The sequence below is a fragment of the Oceanobacillus sp. B139/18 genome (assembly GCF_055524595.1).
Window position 1 is genome coordinate 1450923 of record NZ_JBVFXI010000001.1, and the last position, 24080, is coordinate 1475002.

The 24080-nt window shown below is 38.3% G+C and carries 26 protein-coding genes and 1 riboswitch; of the genes, 5 read left to right on the top strand and 21 right to left on the bottom strand.

Annotated elements, in window-relative coordinates:
- Positions 1 to 3 precede the first annotated feature (3 nt).
- A complete protein-coding gene (locus tag ACZSMY_RS07030) occupies positions 4 to 2169 on the bottom strand; it encodes a DNA topoisomerase (RefSeq protein WP_289585197.1) in 2166 nt (721 codons plus the stop codon).
- A 232-nt stretch (positions 2170 to 2401) separates the two neighbouring features.
- On the opposite strand from ACZSMY_RS07030, the gene ACZSMY_RS07035 reads away from it, so the two are divergent.
- Entirely contained in the window at positions 2402 to 2551 is a 150-nt protein-coding gene (locus ACZSMY_RS07035; protein ID WP_175297047.1) for a hypothetical protein, read from the top strand.
- 479 nt (positions 2552 to 3030) lie between these two features.
- Positions 3031 to 3786, top strand: a complete 756-nt coding sequence (locus tag ACZSMY_RS07040; protein ID WP_042533543.1) for a hypothetical protein — start codon at positions 3031 to 3033, stop codon at positions 3784 to 3786.
- 227 nt (positions 3787 to 4013) lie between these two features.
- Here ACZSMY_RS07040 and ACZSMY_RS07045 read toward each other — a convergent pair whose 3' ends face one another.
- The 14 genes from ACZSMY_RS07045 to ACZSMY_RS07110 form a co-directional block, all read right to left on the bottom strand.
- Positions 4014 to 5360, bottom strand: a complete 1347-nt coding sequence (locus tag ACZSMY_RS07045; RefSeq protein ID WP_289585198.1) for a DUF6612 family protein — start codon at positions 5358 to 5360, stop codon at positions 4014 to 4016.
- A 241-nt stretch (positions 5361 to 5601) separates the two neighbouring features.
- Positions 5602 to 6513 (bottom strand): sensor histidine kinase, encoded by a 912-nt coding sequence (locus ACZSMY_RS07050; RefSeq protein ID WP_042533541.1) that lies wholly within the window; start codon positions 6511 to 6513, stop codon positions 5602 to 5604.
- A 15-nt stretch (positions 6514 to 6528) separates the two neighbouring features.
- Positions 6529 to 7278 (bottom strand): ABC transporter permease, encoded by a 750-nt coding sequence (locus ACZSMY_RS07055; RefSeq protein ID WP_465147598.1) that lies wholly within the window; start codon positions 7276 to 7278, stop codon positions 6529 to 6531.
- On the bottom strand, positions 7275 to 8192 hold the full coding sequence (locus ACZSMY_RS07060; RefSeq protein ID WP_212929374.1) for an ATP-binding cassette domain-containing protein: 918 nt from the start codon (positions 8190 to 8192) through the stop codon (positions 7275 to 7277). The genes ACZSMY_RS07055 and ACZSMY_RS07060 overlap by 4 nt, the downstream gene beginning before the upstream one ends.
- A 105-nt stretch (positions 8193 to 8297) precedes the next feature.
- Positions 8298 to 8978 carry a response regulator transcription factor gene (locus tag ACZSMY_RS07065; protein WP_465147599.1) on the bottom strand — a complete coding sequence of 227 codons (681 nt, stop codon included), beginning with the start codon at positions 8976 to 8978 and terminating at the stop codon, positions 8298 to 8300.
- Between the two features lie 157 nt (positions 8979 to 9135).
- Positions 9136 to 9507: a cupin domain-containing protein gene (locus ACZSMY_RS07070; protein ID WP_042533537.1), complete on the bottom strand. Its 372-nt coding sequence runs from the start codon at positions 9505 to 9507 to the stop codon at positions 9136 to 9138.
- Positions 9508 to 9543: 36 nt separating this feature from the next.
- Positions 9544 to 10344: a GNAT family N-acetyltransferase gene (locus ACZSMY_RS07075; RefSeq protein ID WP_465147600.1), complete on the bottom strand. Its 801-nt coding sequence runs from the start codon at positions 10342 to 10344 to the stop codon at positions 9544 to 9546.
- Between the two features lie 104 nt (positions 10345 to 10448).
- Positions 10449 to 11423, bottom strand: coding sequence for a quinone oxidoreductase family protein (locus ACZSMY_RS07080; RefSeq protein ID WP_193064577.1), 975 nt, complete (start codon positions 11421 to 11423; stop codon positions 10449 to 10451).
- Between the two features lie 16 nt (positions 11424 to 11439).
- Positions 11440 to 11913, bottom strand: a complete 474-nt coding sequence (locus ACZSMY_RS07085; protein ID WP_465147601.1) for a GNAT family N-acetyltransferase — start codon at positions 11911 to 11913, stop codon at positions 11440 to 11442.
- 509 nt (positions 11914 to 12422) lie between these two features.
- Positions 12423 to 13538, bottom strand: a complete 1116-nt coding sequence (locus ACZSMY_RS07090) for a 5-methyltetrahydropteroyltriglutamate--homocysteine S-methyltransferase (RefSeq protein ID WP_289585201.1) — start codon at positions 13536 to 13538, stop codon at positions 12423 to 12425.
- A 96-nt stretch (positions 13539 to 13634) separates the two neighbouring features.
- Positions 13635 to 13737: riboswitch (SAM riboswitch) on the bottom strand.
- 114 nt (positions 13738 to 13851) lie between these two features.
- Positions 13852 to 14325 (bottom strand): hypothetical protein, encoded by a 474-nt coding sequence (locus ACZSMY_RS07095; protein ID WP_289585202.1) that lies wholly within the window; start codon positions 14323 to 14325, stop codon positions 13852 to 13854.
- A 287-nt stretch (positions 14326 to 14612) separates the two neighbouring features.
- On the bottom strand, positions 14613 to 14954 hold the full coding sequence (locus tag ACZSMY_RS07100) for a Fic family protein (protein ID WP_354005231.1): 342 nt from the start codon (positions 14952 to 14954) through the stop codon (positions 14613 to 14615).
- Between the two features lie 322 nt (positions 14955 to 15276).
- Entirely contained in the window at positions 15277 to 16680 is a 1404-nt protein-coding gene (locus ACZSMY_RS07105) for an MDR family MFS transporter (RefSeq protein ID WP_289585203.1), read from the bottom strand.
- 314 nt (positions 16681 to 16994) lie between these two features.
- Positions 16995 to 17471 (bottom strand): DinB family protein, encoded by a 477-nt coding sequence (locus ACZSMY_RS07110; protein ID WP_256706079.1) that lies wholly within the window; start codon positions 17469 to 17471, stop codon positions 16995 to 16997.
- A 91-nt stretch (positions 17472 to 17562) separates the two neighbouring features.
- On the opposite strand from ACZSMY_RS07110, the gene ACZSMY_RS07115 reads away from it, so the two are divergent.
- Positions 17563 to 18258 carry an ArsR/SmtB family transcription factor gene (locus tag ACZSMY_RS07115; protein ID WP_256706078.1) on the top strand — a complete coding sequence of 232 codons (696 nt, stop codon included), beginning with the start codon at positions 17563 to 17565 and terminating at the stop codon, positions 18256 to 18258.
- A gap of 212 nt (positions 18259 to 18470) precedes the next feature.
- Here ACZSMY_RS07115 and ACZSMY_RS07120 read toward each other — a convergent pair whose 3' ends face one another.
- The 5 genes from ACZSMY_RS07120 to ACZSMY_RS07140 form a co-directional block, all read right to left on the bottom strand.
- Positions 18471 to 19016: a ClbS/DfsB family four-helix bundle protein gene (locus tag ACZSMY_RS07120; RefSeq protein WP_042533529.1), complete on the bottom strand. Its 546-nt coding sequence runs from the start codon at positions 19014 to 19016 to the stop codon at positions 18471 to 18473.
- An 88-nt stretch (positions 19017 to 19104) separates the two neighbouring features.
- Positions 19105 to 19509 carry a VOC family protein gene (locus ACZSMY_RS07125; RefSeq protein WP_042533528.1) on the bottom strand — a complete coding sequence of 135 codons (405 nt, stop codon included), beginning with the start codon at positions 19507 to 19509 and terminating at the stop codon, positions 19105 to 19107.
- A gap of 41 nt (positions 19510 to 19550) precedes the next feature.
- Complete coding sequence (locus tag ACZSMY_RS07130) at positions 19551 to 20552, bottom strand: alpha/beta fold hydrolase (RefSeq protein WP_256706075.1); 1002 nt, start codon at positions 20550 to 20552, stop codon at positions 19551 to 19553.
- Between the two features lie 31 nt (positions 20553 to 20583).
- Positions 20584 to 20907: a MazG-like family protein gene (locus ACZSMY_RS07135; RefSeq protein ID WP_256706074.1), complete on the bottom strand. Its 324-nt coding sequence runs from the start codon at positions 20905 to 20907 to the stop codon at positions 20584 to 20586.
- Positions 20908 to 20965: 58 nt separating this feature from the next.
- Positions 20966 to 21748 carry an MBL fold metallo-hydrolase gene (locus ACZSMY_RS07140; protein ID WP_256706073.1) on the bottom strand — a complete coding sequence of 261 codons (783 nt, stop codon included), beginning with the start codon at positions 21746 to 21748 and terminating at the stop codon, positions 20966 to 20968.
- An 85-nt stretch (positions 21749 to 21833) separates the two neighbouring features.
- Here ACZSMY_RS07140 and ACZSMY_RS07145 point away from each other — a divergent pair, with 85 nt between their 5' ends.
- The gene (locus ACZSMY_RS07145) at positions 21834 to 22367 is read left to right on the top strand and encodes a hypothetical protein (protein WP_289585207.1); all 534 of its coding nucleotides are present in this window, start codon (positions 21834 to 21836) and stop codon (positions 22365 to 22367) included.
- Positions 22368 to 22590: 223 nt separating this feature from the next.
- Complete coding sequence (locus tag ACZSMY_RS07150; protein WP_289585208.1) at positions 22591 to 23151, top strand: GNAT family N-acetyltransferase; 561 nt, start codon at positions 22591 to 22593, stop codon at positions 23149 to 23151.
- A gap of 597 nt (positions 23152 to 23748) precedes the next feature.
- On the opposite strand, the gene ACZSMY_RS07155 is transcribed toward ACZSMY_RS07150, so the two are convergent.
- Complete coding sequence (locus ACZSMY_RS07155; protein WP_465147602.1) at positions 23749 to 24006, bottom strand: hypothetical protein; 258 nt, start codon at positions 24004 to 24006, stop codon at positions 23749 to 23751.
- Between the last annotated feature and the right edge of the window lie 74 nt (positions 24007 to 24080).

Below are 24080 nucleotides of genomic sequence, written 5' to 3' on the forward strand. Positions count from 1 at the left end.
AACCTACTTTGAAAACTCCATATTCCAGCTGTAGTAGTCATTTTCTTTATTCTTTTCATAGCTTAAATAAGCATTGAATTTCTTTCCTTTTTTACTTGTCAGACCTTTCACAAAGACTTTCTTATCCTTCAACAGTTTTTTCACCATGGTTTTCGTCGGCTTCTTCCGCATCGAAGCTAAATATTTATCATTTTTCCAAATGGCAAATGTACAGCCCTGCTTCCGGTTGCTGCAGTTAAAGGCTTTATAGCCATCTATTACCTTGCCTCCGCACTGCGGACAGGTTCCCACTACTTCATTGGTTGCCCGTGTCTGCGTTACCTTATTGATAATAACGTCCTCTCCATGCTTGATTGTTTCAACGGATTCTGATGTAAAATGAAAAACGAGCCGGAGAAATTCCTGCTTGCCCGCTTTTCCTTTTTGAATATCCGATAAGGCTTTTTCAAGACGTCCGGTGAACTCTAAATCAAATAAATCTTTTACAGGAAAAGTGGTAACCAGCCGTTTACCAAGCTCTGTACAAAGCAAATGCTTACTTTCCGTTGTAATATAGCCTATATCCTTCAACTTTTTAATGGTTTCAGCTCTTGTTGCAGCAGTGCCAATACTAAAACCGGTCAAAATACTGCCCATCAGCTCCTCGCTTTCATCCTCCTGGTAGCTTTTCCCGCATGTTTCCATGACACGCAGCAAGGTTCTTTCAGTATGATGCTTCGGCGGCTTGGTAACATGGGAAGTGACCTCAGAATCGCTCACCTGGACACGCTCCTGCTTCTCCACCGATGGCAGCAGGGTATCCTTAGATTGGATATTCTCTACCTTTTTCCATCCTTCTACCAGCTGTACCTTCCCTTTTGAATGGAAAACACCAGATAAATCCACATCCAGAATTTTGGTAGTCAGCTTTGTCTCTTCATATTCTGCTATCGGCATAAATTGCATAATAAAGCGGTTTTTGATGGCTGTGTAGACAATTCCTTCATCTGCCGAGAGCCGTTTAGGCTTCATATAAGTGGGAATGATTGCGCTGTGACTTTCCACTTTTGCGTTATTAAAGACACGCTTTGTTTTCATAAACTTCATTTCATCCTTATAAGGAAGCTCTTCGGAATGCACCTTTAAGACATGGGCTGTTTTTCCAACCAGGCTTTCTTCTAAGGCAGTACTCGCAGTTCGCGGATAGGTAATCAGTTTTTTCTCATAAAGTAACTGAGCCACCTTTAATACCTTATCAGATGTCCATCCCTTGAACTTATTCGTTATAAACCCTTGCAAATTGGATAAATTGAATAGAAACGGCGGAAATTCCTTTTTCTTTTCCACCTGCTTATCGGTAATTATGGCTTGTTTGTTCTGAATCGCTTCGTTAATTGGCTCCAATAACTCTTTTTTCTTAAATTTATCCTCTTTGTTTTCGACATAAGTCCCTTCGTATTCGTGGTTAGCCGCCGTTTGAAAGGTTGCAGTCAGTTTAAAATAATCCTCTGGCTTAAAATTTTCAATCTCTTGATCGCGGTCATAGATTATTTTTAGAGTTGGGAGTAGCACCCGGCCTATATTTAACGCTTTGCTTTTACCCTGCTGATATTTTAACGTTGCCACGGATGTCAGGTTAATACCGATAACCCAATCTGCCCATTGTCTGCTGATTCCCGCATCGCGCAACGGCTTCATCCTATCGTTTGATTGGAGATTTTCCAGGCCTTGCAGTACTTCATTTTGCGTCCATTCATTTAAAAGCAGGCGATATACAGCTGCCTTTGGCTTCACCCCGCCCCGATAGATGATACTGTCTGCAATCAGCTGTCCTTCCCGGTCATAATCACATGCTGAAATAATTTCGTCCACATCATTCCGCTTCATTAAAGCATGAATCGTTTTTAACTGTTTTGCAGCTCCGCCATCTGTCTGCGCCCGATTTCTTGGATTGCTTTTCACTTTATATTTAAATTCAGAAGGGATAAAAGGAAAATTATCCATTTTCCAGCTTCGCATTTTCCCATCATAGTCCTTTGCATCATACAGCTCGACAAGATGGCCAAATGCCCAGGTAATCACATAGCGCTCCCCTTCAAAATAGCCGTCTTTCTTCGATTTTATATTTAATGCATCTGCAATATTTTTTGCGACAGATGGTTTCTCTGCTAAGATTAATCGGACTCCCATTTCGAATTCATCGCCTTTCCTTAAAAGCCATATCAGCTGGTTTTTCGCTATCATTTTTTTATATTAGAAACATTCGTTCGATATCTTATTATGCCATAGATTTCACTTTTTTTCTAATAGATACCTAAAACCGCAGTTTATCATTCGTGCTCGCTTATAATTTATCGTTATATGGTTAAACTAGCTTCATTGGTGATTGTAATCACCATATTTACTTACAGGAGGTGCCCCCATGTCTGAGCAAAATAAAAATCGCAACAAGGATAAAGGAAAGCAAAATAATCGCAATAAACACAATAAGACAGGCAATGATACAGAGTTTGCGAGTGAAAATAGTGAATTTCTGAACTTAGACAATAAGAAAAACAAACGAAAAAGGTAGCATCTTTACGAAAGGGCTGAGTGACCAGTTGACTCAGCTTTTTTGTTGCCTAGTTGTAAAACCGCTTCCCTTTTTTCATATTTATATGGAAATGTTTGTTGCTATCCATTATACTAAAAACAGACGAGGGTCAAAGAAGCCCTGTCCGCTTTATATCTTCATCATTTCCCTGCCTGAAAACATCTTCTTTAAAAATTCCTTCACAGCCTGATTCCATTTTTTATCGCTTCTGCTGCCACTGTATTTTTCTTCAAAACAAAGCCCGTACCTGGTTAAAATCCTGCGTATTTCTTTCTAGTGCAAATATTTCTTTTTATGCTCCTGTCGCCAAACCCGTTCCCAATAGTTTTTACAATTCTATATGTCCATTTACTTTGACTATCGAAGTTTTACAACCCGGCTAGAATACTTTATGATTAATTTAACATACTTACCTATTTATTGAATTGAAATTACACAAAAGGAAGGAAAGTCTAAAAATGAAAAAACATATAAAATTCTCCTGCTACAGTCTTCTGCTGCCTCTCATTTTTTTGCTTATTGCCTGTTCAGACAATACAAATAATGAAGATAACTCTGGTTCTGCCACAGATAAAACTACTGAAGAACCGGGTACAGCAGACGATGAAGACTTACCGGATGGAGAGGAATCAGAAGACCCTTCAGAATCAGATAACTCATCGGAAGATTCCTCCGAAAATGACTCTGATGATCAGTCAAGTGATGAAGCAGAAACAGATGCTTCGGAAGATAGCTCTGTTGAAGAGGAAGAAAGTAACGATAGTTCTTCGGAAGACGAAGAAGCGGGGAACGATCAGGCATTATCGGACTATTCTTCCGAAGAAATTGAGTATGCCCGCGTCTGGCTGCAGCTTGGGCCAAATCAAGATATCGATGAACTATACGTCGAACATATTCCAGCCGGCACCCCGCTTGATCCCAACGATGAAGAAAATGATATCAGCTACCCGGAAGAGGTGATTCAGGTCTCCGGTTCCCGTATCGCAGATGGCATGATTACGTATAGCGGAAATGGAGACGGTACCATTAATGTATATGACATTCCATATGGAAATCGCTGGTACGGAGGAATGCCTCGTCCGGATGATGTTGATTTAGAAGAGGTAAAGGAAGATATGCGAGAGATGATTGAAAATACCGAGACGGTCACCATTGAGCCTGGTGAGGAGGAAGATGTTATAGCTATTATTGAAAAAATGTATATTATTGATTAAGACGATTGGGGATTCTTGCAGAAAGCCTGATTGAATATAATATCGATTAAAGATAAGGCGGCTGGAAAGTATCTATTCCAGCCGCCTTATCTTTTATTTACACGTTAGGAAAGCATAAAATTTTAACGAAGAAGAATTTCAATGTAGTAAAAATTTTTAGGTACCAAGTCGGTTTTGATGGGGCGAGTAATCGCAGTCCCAGCCCCAACTAAGGCATTCGTTATCCTTTATTGAAAAAATCCTGCTAAATATTGATCCTGCGCGATAACGACATAGCTGCCATCAGGATTTTGCATCACATGAACAGTAAGCTCTACAGGAGGCAGGAGCGTATCGATGGCATTATATTTTTCAATCAACAGCTCGATGGTTTTCGAATCAACTTCTTCACGTGTAATGTCACCATTTTCAATAAGCTCAAGCAATTCCTGGTCTACTTCCTGATAAATGGACGTATCACTGATTCCTTCTATGGAAACCGTAACCATAATACTATCTGCCGATTCCGCCTGTGCTTCAACAATCTCATAATCCGCAGTAGACAATGCATACATCACAGCATCCGCTAATTCGATAATTTCTTGTTCTGCCACATTGGTCCCTTGCATATTTCGTTCCGTGTTTTGGATATATATATCCTTGAACATATCCCGCTGTGTCTCAGCTTCTGTTGTTTTCTCTTCTTCCGAATAAGTGTCTGGCAAACGCTCGATAGAGGCTTCCGCATCCTGGAAGACCGTCGCCTGAATAAGTGCATCCAAATAATCCGATGCTCCTGTTTCCAGTGTTTCCCTCTCTTCCTCGCTTATATCTGTTGTTTCCGCATCTGCGGGCTCTGTATCCTCTGCTGTCACAGTGACTGCCGGAATTTCAATTGGTTCAGCATCATTATGATTAGAGTATGTATACAAATAATTCTGATCATTCGTCAAATCATGAAACGTATACGTAAATTCCTGTTCCATTTCCTGCAGATGATGGGTCTCTTTTTCAATAACCATTTCAAGTGTGAATTTATCAATGTCAAAATCGGCGGGGTCAAAATCCACTCTTTCCGAGCCCTCGGTAATTCGGAGTGTTTGTTCCGCGATTCCTCTGCCTAACTCTTCGATATCTGTTTCATCCCCATTGTATGTAAGGACATAATCTTCATCTCTTGCTTCCATATCAAATTTGTTATGAATATCCGGGTCTATGGATACGAAAAAGGCAAATGGCATTTTCATCCTGCCTAATTGATTATTAAAGATATGTTCGAGTTCCTCCTGATCAGCGGTTGTTGTTGCAAAGCTCTCCATGACCTCCCCTTCAGCAGTTTCCATCAAAAAGTCACTATTGTCTCTATACAGAGCAAAGTTCCCCAGGTTGTAATAATCGATATCCTTTTCAAAGTCAAACACGCCATTCCCCGATAACGTTTCGCCTTCGATATTTTCTTCAAACTTCACGTCTAACGAGGTCATATCCTGCTCCAACTGCTCCATTTCCTCCAAAACCTCTGCAGCCTCAGGCTCGGAGCACCCGGCTAAAAATAAAATAATAATGAATCCAGCTCCAAAGATATAATTTTTCAAAATAAAGCTCCCTCTCCCTTCTTTTTTAATGTAAACGTTATACATATATTATACGGAGAGAACAACTGGTTGACTAGAGAGAAAGAGAAAAAAAGGTATAAATGCCCATTTAACATGCCACAGTACAAAATACTGTGGCAGCACCCATGTTATATACTTTTTTAAAGAAAACCCGGGAAATCATTCTATGAAAATCTGTGAATTGCCCCTAGTCGCCCTGCGATTATTTATTCCATGCGATTTATGACCACTTCTTGAATAATACAACAAGCTGAAATTTATTATCCTCCAGCTTAGCGTCTATCTGACCACCTAATTTCATAACCAATTGCCTGACAATATGCAAGCCTAATCCTAGCTGTCCGCCAGCTCTGCTGCTGTCCATCCGATACGACCGGTCAAAAATCCGATGGAGTTCCGTTTTGTCATCCAATACGGTGATATCATTTTCTGCTTCCAGCCTGACACATTCCTCTTCTTCTGCCAGCCTGATGGTAAAATAACTTTCCGCATATCGTAACGCATTTTGAACAATATTACTGATAATCCGATGGACTGCTTTTTCATCTGCTAAAATGGGGGGTACAGCCGTCTCGTCTATTTCTATCTGCAGCTTATTTTTCTCAAAATCATGGTAAAACAGCAGCATCGTATCCACTACCAGCTGATTCAAAGATACCTGCTGGATACTGAATTTCTGGTCCGAAGATTCTATTTGGGAAAGCTCATAAAACTGATCCACCATCATCGTTAAATGATCAATTTTCTTTTGAATAATAGCCAAAAAATCTTTTTTTTCTGCATCCGACAAAGAGGGATCTGCCATCAATTCAGAAAATCCTTTTATTGATGTTAACGGCGTTCTTAAATCATGTGAGAGATTGGTGATTTCCTGCTTTAATGCTTCTTCTCTCCTTTGCTTACGCTGTTGATCCTGCTTAAATAGATGAATTAACTGATTGATATTTTCAATAAACCGGAGCAAACCTCTGCTGTGTGTATTTGTACGGATTAGTTCGTTTGTGCCAAAGTTCTCATTAATGCCTTTGAGCTGACTGGTTATCCTTCTGATATCCCAATAAAGTAACAGCAGCATGCTGATACAAACGACTAATAATATACTCAATATAACAATAATCAACCAGCTGCTCACTGTCACCCCTCCTCCTTAATCCATATCCTGTTTCGTAAATCTGCCCGCTCCTATCCACAAAGCAATGATGCTAATGACAGCACCGGTCACCCAATAACGATAATCCAATTGTACAGATTGATTCATAAAGTGCATTAAATTATCCGTCAATAACGCACCTGGAGCAAATGTATATAACTCATTTAATCCATTCACCTGACGGAAAATAAGGCGCAACACATCATCGAAAAAAATATAGATAACTGCGACAATAATGATATTATATATATCAGCGATTTTCAGCATTTTTAATGCATGTATCAAAATAAAACCGCTGAGCACAATCGGCAGCATATTAAAGCTTGCAATGAAGAAATTGCTGACTACTCCTTGGTCCTCCGCAAAAAGACTCTGCCCTAATCCTATCATCAGAAGTAAACCTGCTGCACAAACCAACCAAAAATAACCTAGCGTCACAAGCAATTTTGACCAGAAGATGACGCTTCGAGAGATACCGAAAGAAATTGCCTGTTTTGTCAGCATAATATCCTTACCAGTCAATATGCTATTATACAAATAAGAGATAATAATTATTTGTATCCCCATACCAATGACATTCGAATAGAAAAAGCTGCTTGTGCCGTAACGGAAATCTGCATCTACACTGCTAAAAAAATATAAACAAAATGCAGCACCTGTAATTAGGAGAAAAAAGATAGCAGTAGTGAGATATAAGCTTTTCCTATGCAATATACGGTAGTTTTCACTTTTCAAATAGTTAATCATTTTTCGCCACCCCCCTCCACTAAACCTAAGAAATATTCCTCTAAATTCAGTGCTTCTAGCCGGAATTCCATCACCAATACATCATTTTTGATTAAAAGGCGGTTTATTTCTCCAGCCTTCTCAATGTGGTTTTGTATCGTGATAACCTGGTCAGGAAGGGATTTATATTGGATATCCTCATAAGTGCGTTCTAATAGCTGTGCTGTCTTGGCTGTGTCATCCACCTTTAAATGGATTTGTTTCCTGCTTTTTTCATCCAGAAGCTGCTTGCTTACATCCTCGACAATCACCCCGTTTTTGATAAATACAAACCGCGTTGCCAACAGCTGCAATTCCGTTAAAATATGGCTGGAAATCAAGATGGTTATTTGCTTTTCTTGATTTAACCGGATCAATAACCTGCGAATTTCCGTAATACCTTCCGCATCTAAACCATTAATTGGTTCATCAAGCACTAAACAATCCGGGCTGCTTAAAAGAGAAAGCGCGATTCCCAGCCGCTGCTTCATCCCCATAGAGTATTCTCTAAATTTTTTCTTCTTTTGATTGGCCAGCCCGACAATTTCCAATACGTCATATATCCGCTTCTTTTCCGCAACTCCCCTTTGAATCCGGAAGTACTCCAGGTTTTGAATTGCTGTAAAATCCGGGAAAAAGACCGGCGTCTCTATCATAAATCCCATTCTTTTTTTCGCCTGCATCATTTCTTTGCCGGACTTACCAAACAAGTAAATTTCTCCCGTTGTCGGCGTTAACTGCCCTGCAAGCATTTTAAAAATAGTCGATTTACCAGCACCATTTTTACCAATTAAGGCACAAATCTCTCCTTTTCCTACAGAAAAATCAAGCGGTTTAATGACTTCTTCCTGCTTAAATTTCTTAGTTAATGTATACGTCTGAATAACAGCACTCATTTTCTCGGCTCCTTCACTCTATTTTCTTGTTTCCAGTTTAGCGCAAGAGCCATTAAAATCCTTTAAGCAAATCATAAAGAATTCATAAAGAAAGACAGAACAGAATCAAACCAGCATGAACCCGACACCCCAAATGGTTCTGATATACTCTTCAGGTGTGACTTCAGCCATTTTTCTGCGCAGATTGGAGATATGGACACTAATGGTATTATCATCCCCGACATACGTGCCTTTCCAAATTTTTTCGTAAATCTCTCTTTTAGAAAAAGCATGCTCCGGATGACTCATAAATAAGAACAAAATATCAAACTCCGCATTGGTTACCTGCAATGATTTGTTCTCTAGTGTGACAGACAGCTTTTCAGGAAAGATAGTCAGACCACGCCATACCTTTTCGTCTTTTTGTGAGGGCTGGCCAATCGATTTTCGCAGCTGAACCTCTACACGGGCTTCTACTTCTTTCTGGTGAAATGGCTTGGTTATATAATCATCGGCTCCCATTTTCAAGACTTGGACTTTATCCTCTATTCCAACCTTTGCGGAAATCACAATAATGGGGATTGCGCTTTCCTCTCTGACCTGGGTAATAAATTCTTCGCCGCTTATCCCCGGCAGCATCAAATCTAATAAAATCAAATCGAATGGATTGCTTTTCAGCTGCAGCAGACCTTCTGTCCCTGAATAAGCAGAAACTGGCGCCATCCCCATTTTTGTTAAAATTACCTGCTGCAGTTTGCTGATTTCCTGATCATCTTCAATAATTAAAATTCGTTTCTCTTCATTCACGTTTACCACTCACTTTTGTATGATTGCTATTACTTTATTATAATAATCACTCTTTTGTCGTTTGAAAAGTGCACCTGTCTAAATCTTCACCAAAACAAATAAAGGAGTGCATAGGAAATTTAAAATGCATACTCCTTTATATAGAAAAAATAATCAATTAATAACCTGTTACAGCATTCTTTAATATAGGCATGTTTTCTGTGTTTAAATGCTTCCCCTCCACACATAAAACAGTCATCTGAGAATCTGTTCCTGCAGCATGAAGCGCTCCTTTTTCCCAAAATGCTGCTTTACCGGCAGTCAGAGGGATTTTGTTCTCCTCCTCGCCGCAGACCCAGCCTTCTCCAGATACAATCATGAAAAGCTGATCCGCCTGTGCTTCGTGGAAAGGAATGTTATCCTCTATTCTTAAATACATATAACTCATTCTTATATCATCGGCATCAAATAAAAGACGATGCGCAGTAAATTTCGTTGTCTCTGAATCCATCGATACACCGGATTCTTGCTCAAACGAAATAATCTTCAAATGAACCAGCCCCCTATTCTGATTAAATCGCAAAACCTATTCCGCTTCATAACGAATCATCGTCCACATCCCAATATCTTTAAAGCCCATTCGTTTATAAATGCTTCCAGCCGCAGGGTTATCATAAAAAAGACAAAGCGACTTCCCCTCTGCTAATAATGCAGTGCATAATTTCTCCATACACTTCGTTGCATAGCCTTGACGCTCATACCCTGGGCGCGTACAAACAGCAACGATCATGGCAGAATGGGAATTTTCAGCGGTCGTCGATGCAGATGCAACCATCGTCCCTTCCTCATCACGAATAAAATAGGTGCGTCCTGTCTTATTTTTCTCTGCATGCTCCCTCGATTCAACAGTTATATTACTTGCTGCAAATTCCGGAATAGACTCCAGCATTTTGATGTTCTCTTCATAATCAACAGGCTGCAAATATTCTACCTGCTCAGCTTGTTCTAAAGTCGTTGTGTAGCTTAATTCTTCACAAGCTGCATAATACATTTCTCTATGTACACGAATGACTTTATCCATGTGTTTAAGCAAAGGGGTGACAGCCAGTTTCAGACCACTCACATTGCACCGCTGTTTATAGTCGTTAGTCCTCTCCGCAAACCCTTTTACATCATACTCCCCTTCACTGTAAATAATGAAATTCTCACGATAGCGCAGGAGAACAGCGATTAAATCTTCCTGTTTCCATTCTCCCCAGACATCTTGAATATCTGAGTCATAGCCAAACGCTTCAATGTCTCCAATAATAAACAAATTTTCTGCAGCCTTAGGCTCAACTAACTCCATTACTTTTGCATGATCCTCTTTTGTCAGTTTTCGTATCATCCTGCTTCCTCCAATAGACGTCAATAGTAGCTTCTACATGATTAAAATCTTACATTCTTCCAGTTAAGACATTATTTCTTCTCTTACTCCTCATCGCATTCCCATCAATCAGAAACATGAATCAATATCTTCCCAGTACTCTTCCTGCTGCTGATAAAATCATGTGCTTCCGCTATTTTTTCAAGAGGAAACACTGTACCGACTTTTATTTCTAATTTTCCGTTCACTATTAATTCAAGGACATTTTGAGATACGGCTTCCAATGTCTCCGGCCTTTCTTTTCTTGTCGTACCTAAGCTGAACCCCAGTACAGACCGGCAGCTCGCGTGCACTTCCTTTGTATTAAAATTTCCAATACTGCCTGATGAATTCCCAAAATGAACCAGCTTGCCAAAATGCGATAAAACCTTCATACTTCTTTCGGTTATCTCTCCAGCCTGCGAATCAAAAATAACGTCTACACCTTTACGATCTGTTGTTTCTTTTATTTTTTCATCAAAATCTGTATATGTATAAACATCATCCGCTCCTAATTCAAACGGCACGCTGCTTTTTTCAAGGCTGCTGACCGTACCAATAATTCGTTTGGCTCCGAGCAATTTGGCCATCTGAATAATCGTTGAACCGACTCCACCGGCCGACGAATGGACTAAAACCGTATCATCTGGAGTTATTTGTGCTAAATCATATGTTAATTTATAAGATAAAAAGCCGACAGTCGGGCATGCTGCAGCCATTTTAAAATCTAATTCATCTGGAATTTTAAAAGTAAGTAACTCCGAGGCCAGGACATATTCCGCATAGGCGCCCCCTTTTGGAAAGCATATAACCCGGTCACCAGGCTTGACGCTTTCTACAGATGCTCCAACCTTCTCGACTACTCCAGCGGCATCTAATCCTAAAATCATCGGGAAATTTGCCTTCGCTTTGTTGCCGGTTCTATTCTTAATATCAGCATAATTCACGCTGGTATAAATCACTTTAATTAAAATTTCATCGGTTTGAGGTTCCGACTTTGGTATTTCTTTGAATTGCAGCACATCTGATCCGCCAAATTCATTCATTATAACCGCTTTCATCTTATTTCCTCCCTTTTTATGTCAGCTCTTTCTTAAACAGAACGCGATCATTGCCAAACCCATCATAATTTGCTTTTACTGCTGCACCATCTACTGTTTTGTCTCCTCGCTCCAACACAAAGCCCATTTTTTGATGAAACGCAATCGACGTTTTATTCACGGGAGAAGTGATGGAGCGGATGATTTTCCGATCAGACATTTTAACTTTGGTGAAAAATTTCTCATAAAGTGTTTTTCCAATGTCTTTCTTTCTGTAATCCGGGTGTACACCTACAAAATGGATATATGCTTCATCTGACTGATCCTGTGATAAAAATCCAATTAAAAAACCTACCATCTCGTCATCTTCTTCTGCGATAAAACTGGTATTCTTAAAATGTTGAAAAAATAATTTAGGCAGCATCCCTGCCATATCACGCCCGCCCCACCAGTCGTTTATCTGCGGAATCAGGACATCATAATCCGAACTTTGCAAACTGCGAATTTCCATTCTACATTCTCCCTTTTATTTGAAACGATGTACTATCATTCGTATAAATTCTTTTATTTCCCATGATCAAACAGCTGAATATCCTTATTGTTATTACTAATATATCAAAAAATTATAATGATTTCTTTCTTTGTTTGAATTTTTTTAGAATTTATATTTAATTTTTCGCGCCCGCATGTTAACCTTAATTTAAATTAGGTTGACAAAGAGAGGAGCGTTTTTTTGTTCAAATCGTTTAAAAATCAATTCATCCTTTCGTCAGTTGTTTCATTATTATTCATCATAAACACTTACTTACTTTTTAATTTTACTTATCGAATCAGTGACATAATGGCAAATTTATTTTTGTTCATCACCTTAGCTTCCGTTTTCAATACTGGTTTATTAACTCAAAAGTATTTTCATTCAAAACAATCTTCTCTAAATGACTCATAGTACGTATTCAAAAAGTTCGGCAAAAAGGAGATTTGGAAAGCCCACCTCTCCAAATCTCCTTTTTCTCATATCCCTTATTTCCACACATCTTCAGCAATTCGCACAACATGCCGGATTTTTTCCCATTGCTGTTTCTCACTCAATAAATTCCCTTCCTCTGTGGAAGCAAACCCGCATTGAGGACTCAGGCAAAGCTGATTCAACGGTACATAGCCCGCCGCTTCTGTAATTCTTGCTTTAACAGCCTCCGGATCTTCCAGCTCGCTGAACTTAGACGTGATAAGACCCAGCACAATGAATAAATCATCACGGTTCACATGGCGTAAAGGTTCAAATCCGCCCGAGCGGTCATCATCAAACTCCAGGAAAAGACCATCCACCTGTAAACCGCCAAAAATCGTTTCTGACACCGCCTCGTAACCGCCGCTTGACATATAGGTAGATTGGAAATTCCCCCGGCAAATATGCATTGTTACCAGCATATCATCCGGTCTGTTCGCAATCGATTCATTGATTGCTCTCGCACATAATTCAGCTGTTTTCTCTGGATTTCTTCCTTTTTCAAGCAACGAATTTCTGCCCTTCTCTGAGAAAAAGGTTGCCCAGGACGTATCATCCAACTGTAAGTAGCGGCAGCCTTCATCGTATAATGCCTGAATCACCCCTTGATAAGCAGCAACCAGGTCATCAATAATGGCTTCATCATTTTCATAAATTCCTTCTTCAAAATCCGCCCGGAAAAAGAGCATGTTCGGACTCGGAATCGCAAATTTTGCAACCGCATCCCCGGCAATACCATGCAGGAATTTATAATGCTCAATCATATAATGATTACTAAAACCAATTTTACCGGTTACCTTAATGCCTCGTTTTTTCGTTTCCACACCAGTGAATTGCAAGCCTTGCTCCGCGGTATAGCCTTCCACGCCATCGAAGCCTTCCAGAAAATCAAAATGCCACCAGGCACGGCGAAACTCCCCATCTGTCACCGATTGAAGACCTGCTTTTTTCTGCTGTTCTACCAGTTTGATAATTTCCTCATCTTCCAATTGACGCAATTGTTCTGCACTGATTTCTCCTTTTGCCCTCTGGGCACGCGCTTCTTTTAAACGCTTGGGACGAAGAAAACTCCCTACATGATCTGCTCTGAATGGAGCCCGTGTATTTTTTGTCTCTGCTGATATCGCCATCGAATACCCCTTCCTCTTTGTCTCCTATATTCATTCTATATTCCATTAAAAAAAACCCCTTCCGAAAATAGAAGAGGTTCGATATGATAAAATCTCTTCTTATCTTCAAGCAAAAATGCTTCTGGAATTAGCACAGTACAAATCAACGTCTGCTGCTAAGGCTTCAGCGGGCCAGTCCCTCCACCTTTCTCGATAAGAATATATGGAATTATACGAATAATTACAGTTTACTTTACATGGAAGCAATGAATTCGTCAAGGAGAATCCCAAAATATAGGAATCTTTCTGCGATCGATTTTAAATCAAAATTGCGTTACCTTTTTTTATCGGAAAAAATTTTATAATCTTCACTGATCACAAAAGCAGAAAAATACAAGCAAAAAAATAAAATAGCTGCTCCTTCCCATGATACACTAACCCTCGTAAATAGGGGCTCAATACATATTTTATAAAAACTAACACTAAGCAACCATTGAACGACATAACTCCAAAGCATTACTTTCTTTGTCTGTTTCATTTTCGCTGCTTTAAGGATTAGCATATATAACAAATCAAACAGCATCCCCACCACGTAAGACAGAAAAAGCAATCCTCCGAAGTAAAGAAAATTAATAAAAATACTATCAAAAAAATGTATTTCGATAAGATTCCAGCCTGCTAAAATATTAGATAAACCATATGTTATTAAAATAGGAATGGCTACAATAACTGCGATACTACCCATTACTAGACCAACAGTAAGCAAATTGGCAACAAGGGTAGAAAAATCCATTTTTTTATTATTCAAAATTCATTGAATCCTCCTTGTCTATACCTATATTATAAGGGACTATTACATCCTAATGAATATATATTCTTTTAACTCACTGTACTACAATATCAACTGAAGATTTCCCTAAATTTTCATGTTTCTGAAACGACAGTAACAACTTTTTTATCGCTCAGTTAGTTTAGAGCCATTCGCTCCCCAAATTTTGAGCTGTAGTTTTCGTAGCAAATTCATCTTCTTTTTGATTTAATTCCATCCTATCACATCCTATGTGCCGATAAACTTCTACTAAATGAAGGTTCTATTTATAAATCTTTTAAAAAAGCTAAATAATTTTCTAACGTTTTCACCTCTCGCTCGGCTATAAACAATAGAAAGGGTTCATAATCCCCTTCTGTTCCAGAAATATCTAAAGCCTCGTAATACTTGAATCTATCGTCCTTTTCAATTGTAATTGGAGGAAATCCAGACTTCATCAATTCAAAATTCATAAGTAATCTAGAGGTTATTCCATTTCCGTTAGAAAAAGGATGAATATTTACAAATTTTGCATGCAGCAGACAAGCTTTTCCTAAAGGGGGAGTCTTGAAAGCGTATTTTACTTTCTTAGAATCCCTTATACTCTGGAGTGCAAGCCTTTCGCGAATGCCTTAGTTGGGACTGCGATTACTCGCCCCATCAAAAACGTTGCACTTATACTTTATTCCTTGAATTCTTTATGCTTTCTTAAAGTGTAAAAAATAACGAGTTCTCTGATCTTTAAATTTCTTCCATTATATTTTATTCGTCCCAAATGATGCTAACCACCATTATACCATATACCAAGTCCGATCAACTTTCTTAGAATTCTATGAAGGAAACTATAAATGTAAATACTCTCTTCAATACTCCATCAAAAAAAGTACCAGACATCTAACAATAATCAATTGTTACAATGCCTGGTACTTTATTTAGCTTGATATTAGAGCCTTAGCTGACACGATTTCCCGGTTTTATCTCTTCTTTTAATTTAAAAGAAAGAATAAATCCAACGATAGCAATAATTGCTGCTACGATAAAGGAAACATTCACACCATGAATAATACCATTGATATCCTCACCTGGTATAGCTGCAGTGGACATGATTGTTACAAGCACTGCTGTACCAACCGAGCCAGCTACTTGGCGGAATGTATTATTCATTGCTGTCCCGTGCGGAATCAATTCGTTAGGCAGCTGGTTCAATGCCATGGTTGTCATAGGCATCATTACCATGGCAATCGAAATCATGCGAATGGCATTCATGGTTGCCAGATAGTTGAAGCTTGTATCCGCAGATAAATTCGTGAATGCAAAAGTTGTCAAGGCTAGCAGTAACAAGCCGCCCCGAGCAAGCCATTTTCCTCCGAATCTATCAAAAAGATAACCGGTAATCGGGTTGGAGAATCCCATTATAATCGCACCGGGCAACAAGACAAGCCCAGATTCAAGCGCCGAGAAGCCAACCATATTCTGCATGTATAACGGCAAAATAACATTTGTCCCAATCATCGCAGCGAAGACCAGCATTCCAAGCGCCGTTGCTAACGTGAATGTGCTGTGTTTGAATACCCGGAATTCAAGAAGCGGTTCTTTCAAGTTCAACTGTCTGGTAATAAACCAATAGAGAGAAATGCTGCCGATAACAATCGTAAGAATGACCTGAAGACTGAGCCACCCTGCGTCGCCGGCGACACTGAAACCGTATAGAATTGCACCGAAGCCGACTGTAGAAAGGATGACCGATAAAATATCCAATTTCGGTTTCTTCAGCTCTGTTACGTTTTTCAATAAGAAGTAAGCCGCTATCATATCTAAAATAGCAATCGGCAGTACAACATAGAATACACTGCGCCATGGGAACTGATCCACGAGCCAGCCTGAGAGACTCGGGCCAATCGCCGGCGCGAATGCAATAACTAGTCCAAACAGTCCCATTGCTGTACCTCTTCTATGAACAGGAAAGGTCAGGAATAATATCGTCTGCATCAGCGGCATCATAATGCCGGCCCCTGAAGCCTGCAAAATCCGCCCAACCAATAACAATGAAAAGTTTGGTGAAATTGCTGCAATAAACGTGCCGATAGTGAACAATCCCATTGCAGTCATAAATAATTTACGTGTTGTGAATTTATCAATTAAAAAAGCCGTAACTGGAATCATTATCCCATTTACGAGCATAAAAACCGACTGTAGCCATTGCGCTGTACTCTCACTTAAATTCAAATCTTTCATGATGGGTGGAAGTGCAGTCCCTAGCAGCGTCTGGTTCAATATGGTGACAAAAGCACCGGATAATAATACCGCGAAAAGCGGAATATATTTTTTAATTTCAAATGTATTTTCGCTTTCCATTTTATACCAACTTCCTTACAAAATATTTACTTTTTAATCAACAATAGAACATAATATCATATTTGAAAGAGAACAACAAATCATTCCGCTTATTTTGTAACATTTTTATTCAGTTAAGCCCTCTTTACATCAAAGGATTTTGCTTTGGTTAATATGGATAAGCTGATGAAAAGCTTTTCCGATGTACACTGTTTAATTTCATAAAAAAACCATTGCGTGCTCTATTGATGAGATACATGAATGGTTTTAAAATGATTGGTAATTTATTTTAACTTAAAACAGCTTTTTATAATCTATCATAATAAAGAAAAAAATTAATCCCATATATTAGGGCGTTCTACCCCCATTGTTCTCATATAACTTAACAGTTGTCCTGTATGCACAGATTCATGATATGCAATCCGCAATAACATATCGCCCAGTTTTCTTTTATAACCAACATCTGAACGGTCAATTTCAATATTTTCTAAATCATTTATATGTATTGTCTTAATATATTTAATAAATTCATTGCGGTACTTCTTAGCAAATTCCAATTCATCATCCACTGTTGTAAATACTCTATCCTCAAAAGGATTAGATATATTGGTTAACGCCCTACTCCCTCTGCCAAGGATAATTTGATGATAGAGAAACTCCCCTTCTAATACATGCCTAATCATTTCAGAGCAGCTGATTGCATTTTCATCAGGTCTCCATTGCAGCAATTCTTCTGGGATTGCTCTCCAAACTTTTTCGCTTCTGCGCCGGACTTCTTCAAAATTAAGAGTAATCAATTCATTTGTATTCATTTCATAATCCTCCTGTCATATTGTATAACCTATTGTAGCACGCAGATACTTCGGCTATAATCGAAGTATGAATGTTTTGGGAGGAATAATAATGGGCAGCAGACCTGATTTTTCATATGTTGCAAAACTAATGGCTGATTCATCAAGAGCTGCGATGTTAGAAGCTCTTCTTGATCTTGATGGACTTCCTGCAAGCGAATTAGCAAAAAGGGCAAATGTATCTTTGCAAACGGCAAGTGGTCATTTATCAAAACTGGTAGAAGGAAATTTACTTCGCGTGGAAAAGCATGGCCGGCATCGTTATTTTCGAATTGCGAACGCCGAGGTTGCTCAGGCAATCGAAATGTTGACTGTTCTTGCTCCGTCTGCCCAGGTGAATTCGTTGAAGGATTTTTCACGCTCTGAAAAAATTCAAATTGCCAGAACATGTTATGACCATTTAGCAGGTAAGCTTGGTGTATTAATAACAGAGGCCTTGGTAGAAAAAGAATATGTGGTGGAAGATCAAGACGTTTTTATAGTAACGAAGGCTGGAGAAGAATTCTTTAACAGCTTTAAAATCGACCTGGATGCTTTACGACAAAAACGAAGACACTTTGCCCGAAAATGTCTGGACTGGAGTGAAAGACGTTATCACCTGGCAGGATCTCTCGGAAATGCCATTTTACTTCAATTGTTTGATTTAGGCTGGATTGAGAGATTACCTGGCCGTGCTGTAAAAGTTACTGATACAGGAATAAAAGGATTAGAGAAATCCTTTGGTATGGATACGAGTAAGTTGGGTTGATTTATCCTATAGCCTTATGGGAAAAAACATCATTTGAGCTGTCGCAAATTCGGCTTACTTCAAATGATGTTTTATTTCTCCCAGTTATCAGCATTATAAAGCGCTGTGATGTACGCTGTGCACATTAATTATTTAAGAAAATCATTTCGCTCTTCTTGATTATTGTATAAGCCATGTCCTCTGAAGTATATCCAGTATGCCTTCTCAAATCTTTACCTAATTATTCTTCTTTTATTCAAGCTATTTTCCCCTTCTTTAATCGACTTTGCAATAGCTTCACATTTGGAGATTGCCCATATGTAATGTTTGAAAGTATTCGCAGCAAAATATCCATATAAATTACTGGTCTTTGTCCATTTATAATATTTCTTCGTCATAATTTCTTCATTTGTATGAGATTGGATCAACTTCATTACCCGATGATGACTTAACTTCAATTTTTTTATGGCTTGATTCATCGTTACATCCTGATAGTTTTCCCGAATTTGCATATTAAGCGGCTTGATTGTTCTCCACATATAACCTGGTGCCGGCATAAACGGCGTATCTCCATCCATCCCTTCTCTGTACCATCTTTCAAGCATGGCATGCCATTCATATAAATGCATCAATACATCCCGAAAATTTTTATCTCTTTCTTCTGTCTCTATTGTCATACTTCTTTTTCTAGGGGGTATAGATTCAATGATTTCAAATAACGCTTTAAAATTCTGTTCGCTCTCTGCTAAAAGAATTTCCTTCCCGTTCTTTTCTGTCATGATAATTACCTCCTCTTTTACTACATTTTAACATCAGCATGAAAGGTAGGATAGCTTACTAATTTTCTAAAAAATAACACATCTCATTTTAATCATAGGAGCGGTTCATAAAAACGACTCTCCAGCCATCTGGATCTTCGATGGTAACTCCTTTGTCTTTCCAATAGGGATTCTCTGGCTCTACTTCGTTATATCCCATTTGGGCCAAACGATTTACGACATGCATGATTTCATCTTTATTTTCTATATAAAAAACCAGCAGATTATCTTTCGTAGGTGCAGGGCATGGGCTTCCGTCTTGATGAGATGTAAATTCTAAATGATAGTCTGTATGAGGCAATCCGAAGATAACTCCCTTAATCCCTCTGTCTCCTTCAAATACTTCTATTTTTGTTAAACCTACACCCGTTTCGTAAAAGCTGATTATTTCATCAAATTTATCTGTCGGTCTGGCTATCCTTACTTGCACTGCTGAAAAATTATTAAATTTCATACTGCCACCTGCTTTTTAATATTTTTATTTGAATACACGATTTAAATAGAATAGATCTCTTCCTCAACCACAGGCAAAATATCATTTTCAATAATTTGATAAAATAGCACTTGTTCTTCAATAAAAGGCGTGTGTGCGGAATTTTCAAAGGTATACATTTTCTTGAACGGAGCTTCGATGGAATCATAGAAACGTTTCGCTTGTGTGTAGGTTGTTTGATAATCATGCTGGCCTTGAAGAATAAAGACAGGCAACGGAAGCTTGGGAACAAGCTCTGCTAAATCTGCAGCGGCCATTACATGCCCCAGTGACTGCCAGCCTAAAACAGCCCCTTTAAAACTATTGATTCGTTCATTAAATGTATAATTCGCACACGAAAAAACGTGCTTCAACCTTTCCAGATTGGAGTAACCCTCTCTTTTAAAGCCCCCGCCATACTTCTCGGTAAATTTAGTCCTGATAGCGCCATAAGTTCGATTTTCATAAAATTTTTCATCAAAAGTCACATTTTCAATTTGCTTAACAGCACGTTTATCCTTCCTGTCCTTTGCCGTTTTTAAAATATATTGATAGGCTTCTTTTTCTGATTCCAGCTGAGAACCTATCTGCCCCACTCCAATATACGCATAGAAAAGATCCGGACGTTTTTGCGCCGCCAGACTGCCCAGGTAGCTGCCCCAGGAGTGACCAAGAAGAAACACTTTATCCCGTGCGTATTTATTTCTTAGATGATTTGTTACCTCAATTGTATCTTCAATTAACTGCTCCACCATAACCCCTTTTTTAGCTGTCTCCGCATCATACGACATTCCAGTTCCTCTCTGGTCCCAATAACACACATCAAAATATTGCTCCAGGTTTACCCCATGTGCTTTATTGACGGGATAAGCTGGAAACCCGGGCCCGCCGTGCAAGAATAAAAGTAATGGTTTATTTTGATTTAAAGATTCTACAATGATCCCTTGCTTTGCACCATTGATTTCTACATATTCCTTTAGGATTGTTTTATTGTGTTCCTTGTTTTCCGTATACGCTGATTGCATGTTGACAGCTCCTTATTTATAAAATACGATATTATCCGTCCGCAGAATAACGCTCTAAGAGCTTCTCTTTATGAGACTGAAATACTTCCTCCAAAGAGATATTATATTTATTGGCGATAACGATAACATTCCCCAGTACATCTCCTAATTCCTCTACTAAAGCATCTCTATTTTCGGCAATTGATTCCGTTATCTCATCCGGTCTGTCCCTGCCAATCTCCAGTGCTCTTATGGCTCTTGCTACTTCTCCTGTTTCCTCTGCTAAAAAACCGATCCGGATGAAAATATCTAATTCCGACCAGCCTCTATGTTGGTAATAACTATTTACCCATTGTTGAAATTCAGTTACATTCATTTTTTACACTCCTTGATTCAGCTATTGAATTTCCCTTCCCTCTTAATGATATTCGAAGTTAAAACTGCACACGAAACCCATGAAAAGTATGAACTCCCGTGCCAAATCGCACAAAATCATGCTTCCGTAAATACTCCACTGCATTTTTAACTTCATCTAAAATTTCAGGAAGAAGTCCCAATGTATTATGCGCTCCATAAATCATGGAGACATGATTTATTTGCGTGAGCCTCTCTAACGAATTTACTAAGTCTGCCGGATTGGTTGTCGGATAAAAAGCATAGATTGGAGTTTCATCATATAGCAAGTCCCCTGTAAATAAATATCCGGTCTCTTCATCAAAAATCACAATATGACCTGGAGAATGGCCGGGAGTATGGTAGATAATTAATGTTCTGTTCCCCAGCTCCACCCTATCACCGTCTTTTAAAATTCCAGTTGGCTCACCCTGGAAGGGTTTATATGTATTCGGGTCAAAGCTTTCTGGCACAGGAATCGTAATATCCCTTGCTGTATTTTGTCTTATTTGTTCTAATGACAACCCTACAATGCCATGAACAAGCCAATCTCTTTCCGCTTCATGAACAAATATCCGGTCATATTCTCCATGACTTCCAATATGATCGGAATGTACATGCGTCGTGATAACATCAATGGGCAGAGGCGTCAGCTGATCTGTGATTCGCTTGATATTATCAATACCTAAGCCAGTATCAATTAAAGCTGCTTTTTTGTCTCCGATAAGCAAAAATGAATGCACTTTTTCCCAATGACCAAGCTCACTAATGGCATATGTTTTTTCATCTATTTTTCGAACGGTAAACCATGGATCATTTAACATAACATTACCTCCCTCTCAGACTATTAATACTATATTATCAGAAAATATGACTTAGACACTCTATTTCCCCTCTGCTATTATTTATATGAAGAAAAAAATAATTATATTTTCAGGAATTCTTCTTTTTATCGTAATCATTACTATATTTTCTAACAACTTTTCTTTGGAAGAAAGAGAGGAGGATGAAATTATAGCAGAAGAAATACTGGATTATACATTTGAAAATTACGATATACATGCTGCATCAAGCGGGCATGATGATGGAGAGAATCCCGTGTTATTTTTTGATATCAATCCGGATACGGTGGATATAGAAGAATTTCATTCAGATATATTAGATAAACTGAAGCAATATGATTTAGCAGATAAATACACAATCGAAATTGAACAGACGTCGACTGAAGAAGCAAGATTGGAAATATTAGAAATGAATATTACCGAGATGGTTCAAAATTATTTAAAAGAGAACGGCATGGATCAGAATGTTACTTATGCAGCAAATATAGATGAAAATCTCCATATTAATCTAACTATACGTGATGGAGCAAATATTGATAAAGAGGAATTAGAAAAGATAATGGACGAATTTTTCGACTTTGAAGTTAGTGTAGAGGAATAAGTTCATTTTTACTGAAGAAATACATTATGATGCACGTTAAACAGCGTTTAGAACAAAGCTCATTTTGCGTATATTGTAATATGCCCTCTCACTCTGTAATAAAAAATGGTATGATAAATACATAATCTAGTTGAAAGGTGTGATGTCTTATGGCAAATAAATTAAATCAAAAAAGTAGAGCGGAGATATTCTTTGGAAAAAATCATGCTAAGGAGATGTCGCATTGGAAACAGAAAAACAAAATCTTTATTCAGAAACGGAAAGATTAATATTACGGCCGCTGGAGAGCCGGGATTATGACAGATGGCTGGAAGGCTTCCGTCATACCCTTCCTCAACAGCATAAACATGACAGTCCCAAAATGGACTTGAACGGTTGGACACAAGAAAAGTTTAATGAGGCAGTGAAGAGGCACGAACAGCTGGCTATGCAGGATGAAGGATATATTTTAAGCGTTTTTCGCAAGTCAGATTCCAAACACATCGGTATGGTTGGATTTTGGACGCTTATGAGGCGCGAATTTCAATGGGGATTTTTAGAATACCGAATCCATAATCAATTCTGGAAAAACGGCTATGGCAAAGAATCTGTCAACGAAGGGTTAAAGTTTGCTTTTAACAATCTTCATTTTCATCGAGTAGAGGCTCATATAAACTTAGATAATACACCTTCTATCCGTCTAGCAGAACGCGTGGGGTTCACCTATGAATGTATTAGAAAAAAATTTATTTATGAGTCTGATGAATGGGCTGATAATCTGATTTATTATATGAATTCTAAGTAAATATTTTAAAATGAAATGCTACACGGGCACGTCCTATTCCGTAATAGGGCGTGTTTTGCGATAAGCCGGATAACGTTAAAAAACTTGAAAGATATCTATTATTAGAACGCTTTACACTAATTTTTAAGTATAGTATCCTTTCGAATAAGTATATTTATATCTTATTCAAGCAGAACAGTAGCATGGAAGGAATGCCCTTCATACACTTATGACTTTGAAATTACGGTAATAACCCATCAGGAGTATCGATATTTTTTGATTATTATTTTACGATTTAAAGGAGTATTCAATTATGTTTTCCGTTTTAAATATATTATCTAAAGTCTGCTTTATTCTTTCCGGTCTGGCCATTTTAATTTTTACTATTATTTTGGATAAATATCTTGCAGGTTTTATCCTCTTCTTTTTATTTTTTATAACAGCAATTGCTATTCTCATATATACGAATAAAAAAATGAATAAGAAATCTGCTTAGACATGCTATCGAACGATTAAGCAGATTCCTTATTCATGAAATGTTGTTTTATTTTTCTAAATAGGGTTGATTATTTTCAATTTGCGTTTCTCAATAATTATATACGCTTGATTTATTCGTTTTCAATAATCGTCAATTAGGGATTCATCCACTTCCCACTTCGAATCAGGAGTATCTGTTTTTCTCCAAACCTGCCCTGTGACCGTATCATACATATAAAGCGTCCCCTCTTGCACAATTAACCTGTACGAATCATCTGTTTCTTCATCCTGCTGATTGATGCTGTCTGCCCCACCACTGAGACTGCCGCCAATAAATCCTCCCGCGATTAAAATACAAATTCCTAAAAAAATAAAAATACCATTCTTTCTTTTCTCCAACTTCATTAACTCCTTCGGTTATTCACGGCATATTCTTCCTTTTTTACCTTTATTTAACAAGTATAATCCATTTA

Excerpts from the sequence above, each read along its gene's own strand:
- ACZSMY_RS07030 (WP_289585197.1), bottom strand. The coding sequence starts at position 2,169 with ATGGGAGTCCGATTAATCTTAGCAGAGAAACCATCTGTCGCAAAAAAT.
- ACZSMY_RS07035 (WP_175297047.1), top strand. The coding sequence starts at position 2,402 with ATGTCTGAGCAAAATAAAAATCGCAACAAGGATAAAGGAAAGCAAAAT.
- ACZSMY_RS07040 (WP_042533543.1), top strand. The coding sequence starts at position 3,031 with ATGAAAAAACATATAAAATTCTCCTGCTACAGTCTTCTGCTGCCTCTC.
- ACZSMY_RS07055 (WP_465147598.1), bottom strand. The coding sequence starts at position 7,278 with ATGATTAACTATTTGAAAAGTGAAAACTACCGTATATTGCATAGGAAA.
- ACZSMY_RS07060 (WP_212929374.1), bottom strand. The coding sequence starts at position 8,192 with ATGAGTGCTGTTATTCAGACGTATACATTAACTAAGAAATTTAAGCAG.
- ACZSMY_RS07075 (WP_465147600.1), bottom strand. The coding sequence starts at position 10,344 with ATGATACGAAAACTGACAAAAGAGGATCATGCAAAAGTAATGGAGTTA.
- ACZSMY_RS07080 (WP_193064577.1), bottom strand. The coding sequence starts at position 11,423 with ATGAAAGCGGTTATAATGAATGAATTTGGCGGATCAGATGTGCTGCAA.
- ACZSMY_RS07085 (WP_465147601.1), bottom strand. The coding sequence starts at position 11,913 with ATGGAAATTCGCAGTTTGCAAAGTTCGGATTATGATGTCCTGATTCCG.
- ACZSMY_RS07090 (WP_289585201.1), bottom strand. The coding sequence starts at position 13,538 with ATGGCGATATCAGCAGAGACAAAAAATACACGGGCTCCATTCAGAGCA.
- ACZSMY_RS07105 (WP_289585203.1), bottom strand. The coding sequence starts at position 16,680 with ATGGAAAGCGAAAATACATTTGAAATTAAAAAATATATTCCGCTTTTC.
- ACZSMY_RS07110 (WP_256706079.1), bottom strand. The coding sequence starts at position 17,471 with ATGAATACAAATGAATTGATTACTCTTAATTTTGAAGAAGTCCGGCGC.
- ACZSMY_RS07115 (WP_256706078.1), top strand. The coding sequence starts at position 17,563 with ATGGGCAGCAGACCTGATTTTTCATATGTTGCAAAACTAATGGCTGAT.
- ACZSMY_RS07120 (WP_042533529.1), bottom strand. The coding sequence starts at position 19,016 with ATGACAGAAAAGAACGGGAAGGAAATTCTTTTAGCAGAGAGCGAACAG.
- ACZSMY_RS07125 (WP_042533528.1), bottom strand. The coding sequence starts at position 19,509 with ATGAAATTTAATAATTTTTCAGCAGTGCAAGTAAGGATAGCCAGACCG.
- ACZSMY_RS07130 (WP_256706075.1), bottom strand. The coding sequence starts at position 20,552 with ATGCAATCAGCGTATACGGAAAACAAGGAACACAATAAAACAATCCTA.
- ACZSMY_RS07135 (WP_256706074.1), bottom strand. The coding sequence starts at position 20,907 with ATGAATGTAACTGAATTTCAACAATGGGTAAATAGTTATTACCAACAT.
- ACZSMY_RS07140 (WP_256706073.1), bottom strand. The coding sequence starts at position 21,748 with ATGTTAAATGATCCATGGTTTACCGTTCGAAAAATAGATGAAAAAACA.
- ACZSMY_RS07145 (WP_289585207.1), top strand. The coding sequence starts at position 21,834 with ATGAAGAAAAAAATAATTATATTTTCAGGAATTCTTCTTTTTATCGTA.